Below are 15,757 nucleotides of genomic sequence, written 5' to 3' on the forward strand. Positions count from 1 at the left end.
AGATCGAGGGGGAGTTGCGCAGGTCAGACCGTGAGCGGCATCGGCTCGCCGCGGACCGCGCCGAACCGCCCGGTGGCCTCGTCGAGCACGTAGGCCTGGGCCTCGCCGACGTGGAAATACATGCCGTGGAGGGTGAGCGAGCCCTCGGCCACCCGGCGGGCCACACAGGAGTGCGCCCGCAGGTGGTCGAGCTGCTGCATGACGTTGACGAGCGCCAGCCGCTCCTGATCATCATCCACCGGCCGCTCGCTCAGGGCGACTTCGCCCCGCCCCAGCCGTCCGATGCGCTGCATACGCGCCAGGCTCGGCCGGCCGTGCCGCAGCCATCGGGCGAGCGGGGTCGGCTCGGCCTCCTCCGGGGCGGCAGCACCCAGCAGCGCTGCCATGGCGCCGCATCCCGAATGCCCGCACACCGTGATCGAGCCGACCCGCAGCACCTCCACCGCGTACTCGACCGCTGCCCCGACGGAGTCGCAGGAGGCGTCCGAGCCGGGCGGCGGCATCAGATTGCCGACATTGCGCACGGTGAACAGATCGCCCGGACCGCTGGACGTGATCATGCTCGTGACCAGCCGCGAGTCGGCGCAGGTCAGAAACAGCTGGGTCGGCCGCTGGCCCTCGCGCGCCAGCCGGGCCAGCTCCTCGCGGACGAGCGGAGCCGTATGGCGCTGGAAGGCGCTGACCCCGCCCAGGAGTTGGCTGCCGCTGTTCTCCGGGGCCGCTGCCTCGTCCGGGGTGGGCCGGGCGCAGTGATGGCTGCGCCAGGGCGTCCACGGCCGGCAGGAGTGCGCGCCGGCCGGCTTGGCGGGCGGCCGGCCCGGGCGGCCTCCGAGGGTCACCCGGCCGCCGTGCGCCCGATGGGCGGCGGCCCAGGACTGCAGCGCCTCGTAGGCGGCATGGTCCATGAACGAGCCGCACAGCTCGACGACGGCATCGGCGCGTGCCGGCACCTTGGCCAGCGCCCGGGTCAGCCGCGGCACCGCCAGAAACGTCAACTGCCCGCTGACACGTACCCGGTAGCCGTCGGGCTCCTCCGTCACCGCGACCCTGGTGCGGGTCAGCCGGGACAGCGCCAGGAAGACCGCGACGGCGATGCCCGTCACTGCACCCTGAAGTACGCCGAAGAGGACGACACCGCCCAACGTGGCGGCGTACACCGGGAATTCGCGGTGCCGCTGCACATGCCGGATGTGCGCGAAACTGACCATCTGTACGCCGACGACCATGACCAGCGCGGCGAGCGCGGCCAGCGGGATCGCCTCCAACGCCGCAGTCAGCAGGCCCGCGCACAGCAGCACCCACACGCCGTGCAGCACGGTGGCGCGCCGGGTGACCGCGCCGGCCCGCACATTGGCCGAGCCGCGCATCGCACCCCCGGAGACCGGCAGCCCGCCCAGCAGCCCGGAGACGACATTGGCCACGCCCTGGCCGGCCAGCTCGCGGTTGAGCCGTACGCGCCCCGCCGGGGCGCCGGGCCGCTCCGCCGCCAGCCGGTCGACGGCCACCGCCGACAGCATCGATTCCATGCCGGCGACCAGGGTGACGGTCAGAACCGCGGCGGCGAGGGCCGGCACGGACGCGTCCGGCAGGGCGGGCAGCTCGGGCACCCGCCAGGAGGGCAGCTCGACGCGCGCCGCCGACGTCCCCGCGCTCACCGCCGTCGCCGCCAGCACGGCAGCCAGCGGCGCCGGGAGCACCCGCGCCCACCGCCCGGCGCGGCCCGGCAGCCGTCCCCAGCCGATGAGTACGGCCACGGTGACGGCGCCGATCAGCAGCGCCGGGGCGTGCGGATGCGCCAACTGGCCGGGCAGCGCCGCGGCGTTGTCGAGCGCCGAGCCGTCGGGGCTGCCGCCGAGCACCACATGGAGCTGTCCGACGGCGATGGTGACCCCGATACCGGCTAGCAGGCCGTGCACGATCGCCGGGCTGACGGCGGAGGTCGCCCGGGCCACGCGCAGCGCCCCCAGGGCGAGTTGGACGAGGCCGGCCAGGGCCGTGATGGCGCAGGTGGCGCGCCAGCCGTAGCGCTGGACCAGGTCGGCGGTGACCGCCAGGAGGCCGGTCGCCGCGCCGCTCACCTGGAGCGGGGCGCCGCCGAGCAGACCGGCGACGATGCCGCCGACGGCGGCGGCGACCAGCCCGGCCTGGAGCGGGGCGCCGGTGGCCAGGGCGATGCCCAGGGACAGCGGGACGGCGAGCAGGAAGACCACGACCGAGGCGGAGAGATCCCGCCGCCAGGCGGCCCGGCCGGTCCGCTTCGTACGGGAGCCGGGCTCGGCCGCCGTACGGGGCTCGGGAGGGAGCTCGGGGTGGTGCTGGGTGTGCGGCGGCTGCGGCGGCGACTTCTCGATCTGCGACATTCCCGTCTCCTCCGGGGCGACGCGGTCGCGCGGGGCGCGATCGTGGGGCGGCGGTGTACTGCGGCGGGACGCGAGCCGGCCGGTAGCCGTCGCTGTGGCGTGACGGTGCGGTGACTCTCAAGCATCGGTAAATGAACCGTAATGACAGGTAAAGGCCAGGAGAAGACTTTGCGGGCAAACGCCGCAATCCTTCCCTCCATCAGGTGAATATGGTGGCCAACGACTTGCCGTTTCAGAGCCCTTCCTTTGTGCAGGGAAGCTTGCGCGCGGTTATTCCGATCAATCACTCGGAAGGTGCGCCCAGCCACCGGGAACGGGGTGGCCGATGACGGCCGCAGCAAGGGTGACGGCGTCAAACGTGACGGCATCCATCGCGGCGGCCGTGGCGCTGGCAACGGTGGCGGGCTGCTCCGCGGCGACGCAGAACAAGGACCTCTGCCGCCCGCGCCGCCTGGCGGGTCAGGCGGGCTGTGGGGCAGCCGTCCCCTCGAGGAGCACGAAGGAGGGGTCGACCTGGGCCGCCAGATCGACCCCGGTTTTCGCGTTGCCCCAGCTCTCCGCGTTCTTCAGGTGGAAGTGCACCATCTGGCGCGTGTAGCGCTCCCAGTCGCGGTGTCCGTAGGCGGCGTCGGCCGTGTCGTGCAGCGTCCGCAGGGCGCTGCGGTTGGCCTCTTCCAGGTGGGCGAAGTGGGCCGGGCGGCCCTTCTCCATGGCGCGTACCCAGTCGGAGTGGCCGACGGTCACCAGCAGGTCGTCGCCCACTTCGTCGCGCAGGAACGCCAGGTCCTCGGGGCCCTGCACCTTGTTGCCGACGACCTTCAGGGGGACGCCGAAGTCCCGGGCGTACGCGCTGTACTGGCGGTAGACGGCGATGCCTTTCCGGGTCGGCTCGGCGACCAGGAAGGTCATGTCGAAGCGGGTGAACATCCCGGAGGCGAAGGAGTCGGAGCCGGCCGTCATGTCGACGACGACGTACTCCTCGCGGCCGTCCACCAGGTGGTTCAGGCACAGCTCCACCGCGCCGACCTTGGAGTGGTAGCAGGCCACGCCCAGATCGGACTCGGTGAACGGGCCGGTCGCCATCAGCCGCACGGTGGTGTCGTCGAGCTCCACCTGCCTGGCACAGGCGTCGTAGACGGGATTGTCCTCGTCCACCCGCAGCAGTCGTGAGCCCTCACCGGGCGGGGTGGTCTTGATCATGGATTCGGAGGACGGGATGCGGGGGTTGCTGCCGCGCAAGTAGTCCTTGATCAGCGGGAGATGCGCGCCCATCGCGGGCAGCGCGGCGGCCTCCGTCTCGTCGAGTCCGAGGGCGGCGCCCAGATGCTGGTTGATGTCGGCATCCACCGCGATCACGGGGACCCGGGCCGCGGCGAGATGCCGGATGAACAGGGAGGACAGGGTGGTCTTGCCGCTGCCACCCTTGCCTACGAAAGCGATCTTCATGTTCACCAAGGGTAATCTCGGCCTGGCTCTGAGTGAGAGAGCCGCGTGAGGAAGACCACTCCTTCGAGGGGTATGGCCAGGTGGTGCGTAGGGTCGTAGTCATGGCTGGAATCTCCCGGGGGACCTCCCCCGCACCCCCCAATGCGAGCGATGATCCGCTCGTGACCCTGGCCTCGCTCCCGGGAGTCGCCGACTCCGTGGACTCCGTGCGCAAGGGCGTGGACCGGGTCTACGGGCACCGGATCATGCGACGCCGCAGCAATGAGGTCACCTCCGAGGCGGCGCTGCGCGGAGCGCGCGGTTCCGCGGCCCTTTCGGGGGCCGACTGGGCGCTCGAAGAGGTCCGCCGCCGTACCGACTTCGGCGTCGAGGGCGAGCCGCGGACGGTCGGTGCGGCCCTGCGGCTGACGGCCGAATCCGGCCAGCTGCTCAGCGTGTGGCGGCAGTCGCCCCTGCGGGTGCTGGCGCGGCTGCATCTGGTGGCGGCCGGCGGCGAGTCGGCGGACGAAACGGTGGGGCGGCCCCGGTTGGCCGGCGAACCGGTCGACGAACCGCTCATCGAGCTGGCGCTGCCGGACGCCGACGAGGTCGCCGGTCGGCTCGACGGGCTGTCGCGCATGCTCCTCGCGGGCACCGAGGCGCCGGCCCTGGTGACCGCGGCGGTGGTGCACGGCGAGCTGCTCGCGCTGCGGCCGTTCGCCTCCTGTAATGGGTTGGTCGCGCGCGCCGCCGAGCGGATCGTGCTGGTCGGGAGCGGGCTGGACCCGAAGTCGATCTGCCCTGCCGAGGTCGGGCACGCCGAACTGGGCCGCGCGGCGTATGCCGCGGCCCTGGAGGGCTATGTCTCGGGCACCCCGGAGGGCGTCGCGGCGTGGATCGCGCACTGCGGACGTGCGGTGGGACTGGGCGTGAGGGAGAGCACTGCTGTCTGTGAGGCGCTGCAGCGCGGTGCGGCATAAGAGGCGGCGGAAAGCTCGGGGAGGTGCCCGGGAATTCCGGAAGCATTGCTTCATTCGCCCCTGAACAGGGTTGCGGCGGTACCAATGGGTGGTACCGCCGCTGGCATGTCCGCCGGGTTACCATGCGTGCTCGAAAATGTGCCCATCAGGTCGGAATCTTCGTCCGGTTACCTGGTGTGGCTGGCCCGTAATCGACGGGTCGGCGTCGCGTGGGTGCCCGGCATTCATGCATCGGTCCGTGGGCCACTTCCTGCGTTAAAGGCGTTCCTCTCGGATGTCCTTGGTCTCGCGGGCCGTTAAGTCCTTTGTACTCCTCGGGTGAGTCAAGCGGAACCCTGCTTCGCAGATCTTTACGTTTGACGTCAAACGCGATCGGTGCGGGTCATGGGACCGCGGCCAATAGGGCCGAGGCGGCGCTTTGTGGTTTTCCGGCGGCTGCTGTACCAGACGAGCGTCGCAGTGGCGAGCGCTGCGCCCGTGGCGGCCATGACGGCGAGGGCCGGCCGGGAGGGCATCGACAGCGTCGGCAGCCGCTGCTTGAGCGGGACTGGGCGATTGAAGGAGAGAACCGGCCAACCGCGCGCGGTCGCCTCACGGCGCAGCGCCCGGTCCGGATTGACCGCACACGGGTGACCGACCGCCGAAAGCATGGGGACATCGGTCGCCGAATCGCTGTACGCATAACAGCGTTCCAGGTCGTAGCCCTCGGATTCGGCGAGCTCCCGGACGGCTTCCGCCTTGGTCGGGCCATAGGCGTAATACTCCACCTCGCCGGTGAAACGGCCGTCGTCGCCGACGACCATGCGGGTGGCCACCACCCGGTCCGCGCCCAGGAGTTCACCGATCGGTTCGACGACCTCGGCACCCGAGGTGGACACGATCACGACGTCCCGTCCAGCGGCATGATGCTCCTCGATGAGCGAGGCCGCCTCGTCGTAAATGATGGGGTCGATCAGATCGTGCAGCGTCTCGGCGACGATCTCCCGTACCTGCGCCACGTCCCAGCCGCGGCACAGTGAGGAGAGATACTCGCGCATTCGCTCCATCTGATCGTGGTCGGCGCCGCCCGCCAGGAACACGAACTGGGCGTACGCAGTGCGCAGTACGGCCCGCCGATTGATCAGGCCGCCTTGGTAGAACGACTTGCTGAAGGTCAGCGTGCTCGACTTTGCAATGACGGTCTTGTCCAAGTCGAAGAACGCGGCAGTACGGGGACTCGAGTGAGGCACGGAGTGGTTTTCCACGGGGCGAGCATAGGCGCCCACCATTCGGCGTAAGGTGTGGCGCGTGGGTTTGCCTGAGAAGGCTGTCGGGTACACCATGGAAGTCACGGATCGTTCGCGACCGTGCTAACCCGGTCCGGCTCCTCCCCCCCCCGAGTCGGCCGTGGGGACGACCCCCGCTCTCCCCCCCGGCGGGGGTCGTCGCATGTCCGGACGCATTTTCCGTCGTCGGACGAGGATCCACTTCTCTCCCTGCCCCATGCGGCGACCGGAGTCACGGCGTTCACGGTCCATTACGCACCGTAGTTGCCGGGATGCTCTGCGGAACGCTCTCTTGAGTACCGGAAGCGGCCCTTCCTCGCCGGAATAGGTGACAGGGATATTCACAGTCGTGGCGTTGTCCACAGATTTGCTTCAAGATCCACAAGAGTTTTCCGATCGCTGCACGGTGAAAGTCCGCGAGTTCGCGGATGTGCGAGTTGCGTAGCGATAGGGGGACAGAACGTGGCCGGATTCGTGTCATCGGAACAACCGGTGGGAAGTGGCGGAGAGCGCGGTGGGCCGCTGATCATCACCGAGGACGAAAAACTCCTCGACGATCTTGTGCGGCTGTGCGCGGCGGCCGGTGCGATGCCCGAAGTGGCGCACGGGCTGCCGGCCCGCAAAGGGGAGTGGGAGGCGCCGCCTCTGGTGATCGTCGGCGCGGACTGCGCACGCCGGTTAGGTGGCGCCGGACGACGGGCGGGCGTCCTTCTGACGGGCCGCGACGCGGACGACCCGGATCTGTGGCGCCAGGCCGTCGCTCTCGGGGCGGAGCGCGTGCTCGCGCTGCCCGAGGGCGAGCGCTGGCTGGTGGACCGGATCGCCGACGCCATCGAGGGCGTCGGGCCGCCGGCCCTGACCGTCGGCGTCATCGGCGGCCGCGGCGGTGCCGGAGCGAGCACCTTGGCCGGTGCGCTGGCCCTCACCGCGGCCCGGACGGGCCGGCACACCCTGCTCGTCGACGGGGATCCGCTGGGCGGCGGGCTGGACGTCCTGCTGGGCGGGGAGAAGGAAAAGGGCCTGCGCTGGCCCGCCTTCGCCGAATCGCGCGGCCGGGTGGCCTGCGGCGCCCTGGCGGAGTCGTTGCCGCGGCTGCACTCGCTGCGGGTCCTCAGCTGGGACCGGGACTCCGATGTCGTCATCCCGCCGTCGGCCATGCGCGCGGTCATGGCGGCGGCGCGCCGGCGCGGCGGCGTCGTGGTGGTGGACCTGCCGCGCCGTGTCGACGAGGCGGCGGCGGAGGCCCTGGCCCAGGTGGACATGGGCCTGCTGCTCGTTCCTACGGAGCTGCGCGCGGTGGCGGCCGCCCAGCGGGTGGCCTTCGGGGTGCAGCAGGTGCTCGGCGATCTGCGGGTGGTGGCCTGTGAGGCTCCCGGACGCCATGGCCACGGCCTGCCGCCGGACGAGATCGCCCGCCTGATGGGGCTGCCTCTGGCAGGTGAAGTGCCGTGGGAGGCGGGGCTGTTGGCCGATCTTGCCCGTGGCGTGCCGCCGGGGGCGCAGCTTCGCGGTCCGCTGGCGCGGTTCTGCGCGGGCTTCTGGGAGCGGGTGACGGAGAGCGGGGGCGAGGGCGGCGGGCCGGGAGCCGGGGCGGGGTCAGGTCCGGTTCCGGAGCCGGACGGCGGGCCGTCGCAGGCGCCCTGGCGGGACGGAGGCCGGACATGAGCCAGGGCCAGGACCTCCTGGAGGCGGTGCGCCGGCGGCTCGCCGAGGACGGGGCGGACCCGACGCCGGCGCGGGTGGCACTGGCGCTGCGAGAGCAGGGGCGGCTCCTTGGGGACGCCGAGGTGCTGGGTGTGGTGGCCGTGCTGCGCTCCGAAATGGTGGGCAGCGGCCCGCTGGAGCCGCTTCTGGCGGCGCCCGATGTCACGGATGTCCTGGTCACGGCCCCGGACGAGGTGTGGGTGGACCGCGGCGGCGGGCTGGAGCGTACGGAGGTCCGCTTCCGGGACGCGGCGGAGGTACGCAGACTTGCCCAGCGGCTGGCGGCGGTGGCAGGCCGGCGGCTGGACGATGCCCGGCCATGGGTGGACGCCCGGCTGCCGGACGGCACCCGGCTGCACGCCGTGCTGCCCCCGGTGGCGGTCGCCGGTACGTGTCTCTCGCTGCGGGTACTACGGCCGCGGGCCTTCGGCCTCGCGGAGCTGGTGGCGGCCGGCACGGTCCCGCCGGGCGGCGATCAACTGCTCCGCGCACTCCTGACGGCCAGGTTGTCCTTCCTGATCAGTGGCGGCACGGGCGCCGGCAAGACCACTTTGCTGAGCACCCTCCTGGGCCTGGTCGGCCCGGAGGAGCGGATCGTCCTGGCCGAGGACTCGGCGGAGCTGCGTCCGGACCATCCCCATGTGGTGCGGCTGGAGAGCCAGCCGGCCAATCAGGAGGGCGTCGGCCGGGTGACGCTGCGGGACCTCGTACGGCAGGCGCTGCGGATGCGCCCGGACCGGCTGGTGGTCGGCGAGGTACGCGGCCCCGAGGTCACAGATTTGCTGGCGGCCCTCAACACGGGGCACGAGGGTGGTTGCGGGACGGTCCATGCCAACGCCGCGTCCGACGTCCCCGCGCGCCTGGAGGCCCTCGGATCGACCGCGGGTCTGGACCGCGCCGCACTGCACAGCCAGTTGGCGGCAGCGGTCTCGGTCGTCCTGCATCTCGTACGCGACCGGAACGGCCGCCGCCGGATCGCCGAGGTGCACGTCCTGGAGCGGGACCGCGACGGCTTCGTGGTGACCGTACCGGCCGCCGTCCAAAGCCCCGACGGCTTCCAGGAGGCGCCCGGCTGGGGGCGGTTGATGCGGCTGTGCGAGCGCGGCGGGGGCGGGTTCCGGTGAGCGCGGCCGACGGGGCGGCGCTGATGGCCGCGGTGCTCTGCGCGGGAGCCGCGGGCCGGCTGGCCGGGGGCCGGCCGGACGACGTACGGCGGCGGGCCCGGGCGCTGTTCGGAAGCCACGGCGAGAGGGACGCGGAAGTGGGGTGGCAGGCCAGGCTGCGGGGCCAGGGGGTGCGGAAGTGGTGCCTACAGCGGGTGGTCGAGGGGGACGCGGGGCGGCGCTGGCGCGTAGGGCCCCTGGGGGACGTCGGGTGGGAGCTCTGGTGTCTGCCGGCCGGGCTGGTGCTGGGGGTGCTGGGCGGTTCCGTGCTTCCGCCACTGGCTTCCGTAGCGGCCGCGTTCCTGGTCCGGCGGTGGCTGAGCGCTCGTGGAGCGGTACGAGCGCGTGACCGGCGGGCCGCCGGGGTGATCACGCTGTGCGCGGCGGTGGCGGGGGAGCTGCGGGCCGGGAGGCAGCCCGCCCAGGCACTGCTCGCCGCGGGGACGCCGGGGCTCGGAACGGCAGGTTCGGCGGTGACCGCGGCAGCGCGTTACGGAGGGGATGTCCCCCAGGCGTTGCGTGCGGCGGCGCGACTGCCGGGGGCCGAGGGGCTGACCGGAATGGCCGCGTGCTGGCAGGTGGCGGTGGAGGGCGGCGCGGGACTGGCCTGCGGGCTGGAGCGGATCGCGGCCGGGCTCAGCGCCCAGCGGGATCAACGCGACGAACTGCGGGCCCAGTTGGCGGGCCCCCGAGCCACCGCTCTGATGCTCGCCCTGCTGCCCGTGGGCGGGCTCCTGATGGGCAGCGCGCTCGGCGCCGACCCGCTGCGGGTGCTGCTGCACACCCCGGCCGGGTGGGGCTGCCTGGTGATCGGCGGGCTCCTGGAATGGGGCGGAGTGGCCTGGACGGCCCGGATCGTCGCGGCCGCGGAAGGCGCTCGGGGGAGGGGGTGGAAATGAGCGCAGAAGTTGTCCACAGGGTGGGGATGGCGGTCGCGGCCATGACGGCGATGCTCTGCGCCGTGGCGCTGCTGCGGGAGGTGCACAGCGGGCGAGTCGTAAGACGACGGGTCTCGACGGTATGGGCAGCCGCTCGTCCGGATCGATACGGCGGTCACGCCGTCCGGCCCAGCGCGTCGGCCGGGGGCCCGTGGCGCAGGCGAGCCACGAGGACGAAGGACGCTGCGCACGGTCGGCTGAGCGAGTGGGCCGGCCCCGTGGGAGCGGCTCTCTTCATGGTCATCCTCGTCGGTGGTGTGGGCGGCGTCCTGGCAGGACTCGCCGTGGGCTTTGGAGCACACCGCTGTCTGGCACACCAACGTGGTGCGGAAGCGGCGCGGTTGGCGGCCGCGGAGGTACGGGCGGCACTGGCACCGGCCGGCGATCTGCTGGCGGCCTGCCTCGCGTCGGGAGCCGGGCCGCGCGAAGCGGCCGAGGCAGTGGGCCGGTCGCTCGACGGGCCCGTGGCAGAGCGGCTGCGCCAGGTGGCGGCGGAACTCCGCCTGGGCGGTGAGCCGGCGGCCGTCTGGCCACGGCTGGCCGAACTCCCCGGCGCGGAAGGGCTGGCGCGCTGTATGGAGCGCGCCGGGATATCCGGGGTACCGGCCGTCGAGTCGGCCTCCCGGACCGCCGCCGGGCTCCGTGCGGAGCAGGCCCGGGCGGCGGTCGCCCGGGGCCGGCGGGCCGGGGTGCTGGTCACCATGCCGCTGTCGGCGTGCTTCTTGCCGGCGTTCCTGGCGCTCGGAGTGGCGCCGGTACTGATCGGCCTGGCGAGCGGCTTGCTCGGGCGCAACTGAGCCGTGGGCGCCGCGGGTTGGAAGGCGGCTGGTGAAGAGCGAGTCCTTACCGGCCGTGGCAGGGGACCGGCGACAGGAGGAGGCGCCGGCTCACCGGCCAGGCCACCGGCTCACCGGCCCGGCCACCGGCACGTCCTCAACTGGCCATCGGCAGACGACGGCCAACCGGCAGATGGCAGCCAACCAGCAGAAGAGATCCATCAGCAGAAGACATCCAAAGGGGGATGGACATGGTTCGGAGTGGAACAGTCCGGTGGTGGTGGGCGCGGTTGCGCGCGATCGGGGCCGACGACCGGGGGATGACCACGGCGGAGTACGCCGTGGGGACGCTCGCGGCGTGTGCCTTGGCGGCGGTGCTCTACAAGGTCGTGACGAGCGGGCCGGTGCAGGCGCTGCTCCGATCGGTGATCGAGCGGGCGATCAATGTCCAGTTCTGACGGCCGCGCCCCGGGCCCCCGGGCTCGGGGCGCCCCGCCGAGCGCCCGCGACGCCGGATTCGTGACGGCGGAGACCGCTGTGGTTCTCCCCGTACTGGTGGCGGTGGTGGCGGCGCTGATGTGGGGGCTGATGGCGGCCTGCGCCCGTATCGAGTGCGTGGACGCGGCGCGGGCCGGGGCCCGTGCCGCGGCGCGGTCGGAACCACGGTCGGCTGCGATCTCGGCGGCGCGGGGTGCGGCCCCTCGGGGTGCGCGGGTCGTGCTGTCGAGGGAGGGCGCTCTGGTGCGCGTACGGGTCGAGGCCCAGCTGCCCGGCGTGGCGCGGCTGACGGTGCGGGTTCGAGGGGAGGCGGTGGCCCTTGCGGAGGAGACGGTGCGGTGACGAGGGTTCGGCAACGGTCTGGACGGTCTTCGCGGCAGCGGCGCTGTGTGCGGTCTTCGTTGCCCTGATGGGTGTGGGCCAGGCCGTCACGGCGCGACACCGGGCGGGTGGCGCCGCGGACCTGGCGGCGCTGGCTGCGGCGGATCACGCCCTGCAGGGCCCGGCAGGGGCCTGCTCGGCGGCGCGCCGGGTGGCGGCGGCGCAGCACACCCGCCTGGTGCGCTGCGTGGTGGACGGCTCGATCGCCGATGTCTCGGCCGAGGCAGGGAGTACCCCGTTCACCTCCCGGGTTCGCGCCCGGGCCGGCCCGGCCGGGCGCTTTCCCCAGGAGCGGGCCGGGGCCAGGCCCGTTACGGATGCCGCGGCCAGCGGCGTCGCGCGGGTCGCCGACGACCCACTGAGCGCCGTGAGCCGCCCACCCCCTACGCCGCCTACAACACCCCTCACGCCCTCTACGGCACCCGTCACGCCGTTCGCGGCACCAGCGATGCCGCTGCGGCACCCGCTAGGCCTCCTTCGGCGCCCCGCGCAGCAGTTCGCCCAGCAATCGAACGGCTCCCCGTTTGTGGAGCGGGTCATTGCCATTGCCGCACTTGGGGGACTGGATGCAGGAAGGGCAGCCGGCCTCGCACTCGCAGGCGGCGATGGCGTCACGGGTGGCGGTGAGCCAGTCGGCGGCCGTGTGGAACGCGCGTTCGGCGAATCCGGCACCGCCCGGGTGGCCGTCGTAGACGAAGACGGTCGGCAGCAGGGTGTCCGGGTGCAGCGGCACGGAGACGCCGCCGATGTCCCAGCGGTCACAGGTGGCGAAGAGCGGCAGCATGCCGATGGAGGCGTGTTCCGCGGCGTGCAGGGCGCCGCCCAGCTGCTCGGGATTGACCCGGGCGGCGTCGAGCTGGTCCTCGGTGACCGTCCACCACACCGCACGGGTGCGCAGCGTACGAGGCGGCAGATCGAGCTTGGTCTCGCCGAGGACCTCGCCGGTGATCAGTTTCCGGCGCAGAAAAGAGACGACCTGATTGGTGACCTCGACGGAGCCGAAGCACAGCCGGGCGTCACCCCAGGGAATCTCGGTGTCGGTCTCCAGGACCGAGATGGCGGTGGTGTCGCGGGCGGTCGTGGAATAGGGCGGGCTGGCCTCCTCGACGAGCGCCACATCGTCGTCCAGGTCGAGCTGTTGGACGACATAACTGCGCCCCTGGTGGAGATGGACCGCGCCGTCGTGGACGGTGGTGTGCGCGGCGGCGGCATCCACGGTGCCCAGCAGCCGCCCGGTGCCGGCCTCCACGACCTGCACCGGCGAGCCGCCCTGACCGCGGATGTCGGCGAGGTCGGCGGCCCGCTCGCGGCGCGTCCAGTGCCAGGCCCTGGCGCGCCGGCGCAGCAGGCCCGCGGCCTCCAACTGGGGCATCAGACCGGCCGCCGCAGTACCGAAGAGGGCGAAGTCTGCTTCGGTGAGCGGGATTTCGGAGGCTGCCGCGCACAGGTGAGGGGCGAGCACGTACGGATTGTCGGGGTCGAGGACGGTGGTCTCGACGGGCTGGTCGAAGAGCGCCTCGGGGTGATGGACCAGATAGGTGTCCAGCGGGTCGTCGCGGGCCACGAGCACGGCGAGCGCGCCCTGTCCGGAGCGGCCCGCCCGCCCGGCCTGCTGCCACAGCGAGGCCCGGGTCCCCGGATAGCCGGCGATGACCACGGCATCCAGTCCGGAGACGTCCACGCCCAGTTCGAGCGCGGTGGTGGCGGCCAGACCGAGCAGATCGCCGCTGTGCAGCGCGCGTTCCAGGGCGCGGCGCTCCTCGGGCAGATAGCCGCCCCGGTACGCGGCGACGCGTCCGGGCAGCGAACGGTCCACCTCCGCCAGCCGCTCCTGCGTGATCAGGGCGATCAGCTCGGCGCCGCGCCGGGAGCGGACGAAGGCGACGGTACGCACGCCCTGGACGGCGAGATCGGTGAGCAGGTCCGCGGTCTCGGCGGTGGCGGTGCGGCGGACCGGGGCACCCTGCTCGCCGTGCAGTTCGGTCAGTGGCGGCTCCCACAGCGCGAAGACCAACTCGCCGCGCGGAGAGGTGTCCTCCGTGATTTCCACCACTGGCAGACCGGTGAGCCGGGTCGCGGCCTGCCCCGGCTCGGCGGCCGTCGCGGAGGCGAGCAGAAAGACCGGATCGGAGCCGTAGCGGGCACAGAGCCGTCGCAGCCGGCGGACGATCTGCGCGACATGCGAGCCGAAGACGCCGCGGTAGCTGTGGCATTCATCGATGACGACATAGCGCAGCGCACGCAGGAAGGAGGACCAGCGCGGGTGCGACGGCAGGATGCCGCTGTGCAGCATGTCGGGGTTGGTCAGCACGTAGTTGGCGTACTGACGGACCCATTCGCGCTCCTCGACGGGGGTGTCACCGTCGTAGACCGCGGGCCGGACGGCCGTGCCCAGCGGGGCGGCCAGCTCGCGTACGGCACGCCGCTGATCGGCGGCCAGCGCCTTCGTGGGGGCCAGATACAGGGCCGTGGCGCCCCTCCCGTTCGGGGCCTCGGAGCCGTCCAGGAGCGTGGAGAGGACCGGCGCGAGATACGCCAGCGACTTCCCCGACGCGGTCCCCGTGGCGACGACGACCGACTCGCCGCGCACCGCGTGTTCGGATGTCCGTGCCTGGTGGGCCCAGGGACGCTCGATTCCGGCCGACCGGATGGCGTCGATCACTTCCGGCCGGATCTGTTGCGGCCAGTCGGCATGGCTGCCGATGCGCGGGGGCAAGTGCTCCGTATGAGTGATGCGCGCAGCGCGGGTCGCGCCCCGGGCGAGACGTTCGAGAATCATGCCTGGGGAAGGGCGCGCGCCCGCATCCGGCGGGAGTGGATTGGAGGCCATCGGCACCGAGTGTGTCACCGGAGTGACGGACAATGCTCAAAGGGCGTCGTGCACGCCTGCTGGTAAGTGATTGAATGCCATGGCGGCTGCCAGATCCGCCCCTACCTTCGGTGGGGAGGCCCCAGGGGGGCGACCGCTCGATAGCAAGGTGCTGGAGGATCCGTGGACCTGTCCCTGTCGACCCGGACCGTTGGCGACCGTACGGTCGTCGAGGTCGGTGGCGAGATTGATGTATACACCGCGCCCAAGCTGCGCGAGCAGCTGGTCGAGCTTGTGAACGACGGAAGCTACCACCTCGTGGTGGACATGGAACGTGTCGACTTCCTGGACTCCACTGGGCTCGGCGTGCTGGTCGGCGGGCTCAAGCGGGTGCGTGCCCATGAGGGCTCGCTGCGCCTGGTCTGCAACCAGGAGCGCATTCTCAAGATCTTCCGTATCACCGGTCTGACCAAGGTGTTCCCGATTCACACCTCGGTCGACGAAGCCGTCTCCGCCACCGACTGACGGTTTCGCCGGGCCCCCGCGCCATCAGGCGCGGGGGGAGGAAGCAGTGGGGGGTACCGGACGCAGTGTCCGGCCCCCTGCGTCGCACGCCCGCATAACGAGGGGGATGGCATGGCCACCGTCGAACTTCGCTTCAGCGCCCTTCCTGAGCATGTCCGCACCGCGCGTCTGGTCGCGGCTGCCGTGGCACGGCGCGCCGGGGTGGACGAGGCCGTGCTCGACGAGGTGCGGCTCGCCGTCGGTGAGGCGTGCAGCCGGGCCGTGGGGCTGCACGAGAGCCATGACATCAACTCGCCGGTGCGGGTCCTGCTGATCGAGGACGAGAAGAAGTTCTCGATCGAAGTGGGCGACGGAGTGAACGGCGACTCCGGTGCGCACGGCACCGACCAGGCCGAGGGCGCCGCGGAGAGCGACGCCGAGGGCGACGACGAGATGGGCCTCGCGGTCATCAGTGGGCTGGTCGACGACGTCGAGGTCACCACCGGCAAGGACGGCGGAATGATCCGCATGACCTGGCCCACGACGGCGGGAGCGGTCCTGCCGTAGGGGCCGGTAGCGCCTTACCGCCTGCCGCTGCGACCCGGCCGGTTGCCTGATCGCGCGCGTACTTCGCACCCAGGGCCTCGTGCCCGTCATTGCGCGCTTCCTGCCGTCCCGCGGCGGGTCCCGGCGCGCTCCGGCGACTGCTCATCGCCCCGACCGCGGTACGAGCCCCTCAGCAGGCCCGAGGCCACAGCTTCCCGTGTTCACCCCGGCCCCGGCCCCGGCTCCCGTGGCCCGGCTCCGTCCCCAGCTGCCCTGGCCCCCGTGCCCCGGCTCCCGTGGCCCGGCTCCGTCCCCAGCTGCCCTGGCCCCCGTGCCCCGGCTCCAGGGCCCTAGCTCGCGGCTCAGGGCCCCCTGCCCCGGTTCCCCCGGCCCCATCCCGCCGTCCCG

Annotated in this window: 13 protein-coding genes and 1 pseudogene; 10 read left to right on the plus strand and 4 right to left on the minus strand. The window is 72.5% G+C overall.

All coding sequences use genetic code 11. From position 1 onward, the window contains the following. Positions 1-23: 23 nt before the first annotated feature. Positions 24-2,360, minus strand: coding sequence for a SulP family inorganic anion transporter (locus BKA18_RS20145; protein WP_366044096.1), 2,337 nt, complete (start codon positions 2,358-2,360; stop codon positions 24-26). 459 nt (positions 2,361-2,819) lie between these two features. Next, on the minus strand, positions 2,820-3,806 hold the full coding sequence (locus BKA18_RS20150) for an ATP-binding protein (protein WP_366044097.1): 987 nt from the start codon (positions 3,804-3,806) through the stop codon (positions 2,820-2,822). Positions 3,807-3,907: 101 nt separating this feature from the next. Between BKA18_RS20150 and BKA18_RS20155 the strand changes: the two genes are divergently transcribed. Further along, on the plus strand, positions 3,908-4,765 hold the full coding sequence (locus tag BKA18_RS20155) for a Fic family protein (RefSeq protein ID WP_366044098.1): 858 nt from the start codon (positions 3,908-3,910) through the stop codon (positions 4,763-4,765). Between the two features lie 362 nt (positions 4,766-5,127). Here the strand turns inward: BKA18_RS20155 and BKA18_RS20160 are convergent, their stop codons facing one another. Continuing rightward, positions 5,128-6,033 (minus strand): HAD family hydrolase, encoded by a 906-nt coding sequence (locus tag BKA18_RS20160; RefSeq protein WP_040898760.1) that lies wholly within the window; start codon positions 6,031-6,033, stop codon positions 5,128-5,130. 489 nt (positions 6,034-6,522) lie between these two features. On the opposite strand from BKA18_RS20160, the gene ssd reads away from it, so the two are divergent. The 7 genes and pseudogenes from ssd to BKA18_RS20195 all read left to right on the plus strand — a co-directional run. After that, complete coding sequence (gene ssd / locus BKA18_RS20165; RefSeq protein WP_429638460.1) at positions 6,523-7,695, plus strand: septum site-determining protein Ssd; 1,173 nt, start codon at positions 6,523-6,525, stop codon at positions 7,693-7,695. Next, positions 7,692-8,858, plus strand: coding sequence for a TadA family conjugal transfer-associated ATPase (locus BKA18_RS20170; protein ID WP_366044100.1), 1,167 nt, complete (start codon positions 7,692-7,694; stop codon positions 8,856-8,858). The genes ssd and BKA18_RS20170 overlap by 4 nt, the downstream gene beginning before the upstream one ends. 23 nt (positions 8,859-8,881) lie before the next feature. Then, a complete protein-coding gene (locus BKA18_RS20175) occupies positions 8,882-9,796 on the plus strand; it encodes a type II secretion system F family protein (RefSeq protein WP_366044228.1) in 915 nt (304 codons plus the stop codon). A 275-nt stretch (positions 9,797-10,071) separates the two neighbouring features. Beyond that, a complete protein-coding gene (locus tag BKA18_RS20180; RefSeq protein ID WP_366044101.1) occupies positions 10,072-10,632 on the plus strand; it encodes a type II secretion system F family protein in 561 nt (186 codons plus the stop codon). A 224-nt stretch (positions 10,633-10,856) separates the two neighbouring features. Beyond that, entirely contained in the window at positions 10,857-11,069 is a 213-nt protein-coding gene (locus BKA18_RS20185; protein WP_006604147.1) for a DUF4244 domain-containing protein, read from the plus strand. Beyond that, complete coding sequence (locus BKA18_RS20190) at positions 11,056-11,451, plus strand: TadE family type IV pilus minor pilin (RefSeq protein ID WP_366044102.1); 396 nt, start codon at positions 11,056-11,058, stop codon at positions 11,449-11,451. The genes BKA18_RS20185 and BKA18_RS20190 overlap by 14 nt, the downstream gene beginning before the upstream one ends. Then, positions 11,429-11,749 (plus strand): annotated as a pseudogene (locus tag BKA18_RS20195) (Rv3654c family TadE-like protein); the annotation flags it as partial. The gene BKA18_RS20190 and the pseudogene BKA18_RS20195, both read left to right, overlap by 23 nt. Positions 11,750-11,956: 207 nt before the next feature. On the opposite strand, the gene BKA18_RS20200 reads toward BKA18_RS20195, so the two are convergent. Beyond that, positions 11,957-14,320, minus strand: coding sequence for a DEAD/DEAH box helicase (locus tag BKA18_RS20200; protein WP_366044103.1), 2,364 nt, complete (start codon positions 14,318-14,320; stop codon positions 11,957-11,959). Positions 14,321-14,482: 162 nt separating this feature from the next. Here BKA18_RS20200 and bldG point away from each other — a divergent pair, with 162 nt between their 5' ends. Both bldG and BKA18_RS20210 read left to right on the plus strand, forming a co-directional pair. After that, the gene (bldG, locus tag BKA18_RS20205; protein ID WP_046926810.1) at positions 14,483-14,824 is read left to right on the plus strand and encodes an anti-sigma factor antagonist BldG; all 342 of its coding nucleotides are present in this window, start codon (positions 14,483-14,485) and stop codon (positions 14,822-14,824) included. A gap of 111 nt (positions 14,825-14,935) precedes the next feature. Next, the gene (locus tag BKA18_RS20210) at positions 14,936-15,370 is read left to right on the plus strand and encodes an ATP-binding protein (RefSeq protein WP_366044105.1); all 435 of its coding nucleotides are present in this window, start codon (positions 14,936-14,938) and stop codon (positions 15,368-15,370) included. Positions 15,371-15,757: the final 387 nt, after the last annotated feature.

The organism is Streptomyces auratus, from assembly GCF_050433025.1.
Classification (GTDB): Bacteria; Actinomycetota; Actinomycetes; order Streptomycetales; family Streptomycetaceae; genus Streptomyces; species Streptomyces sioyaensis.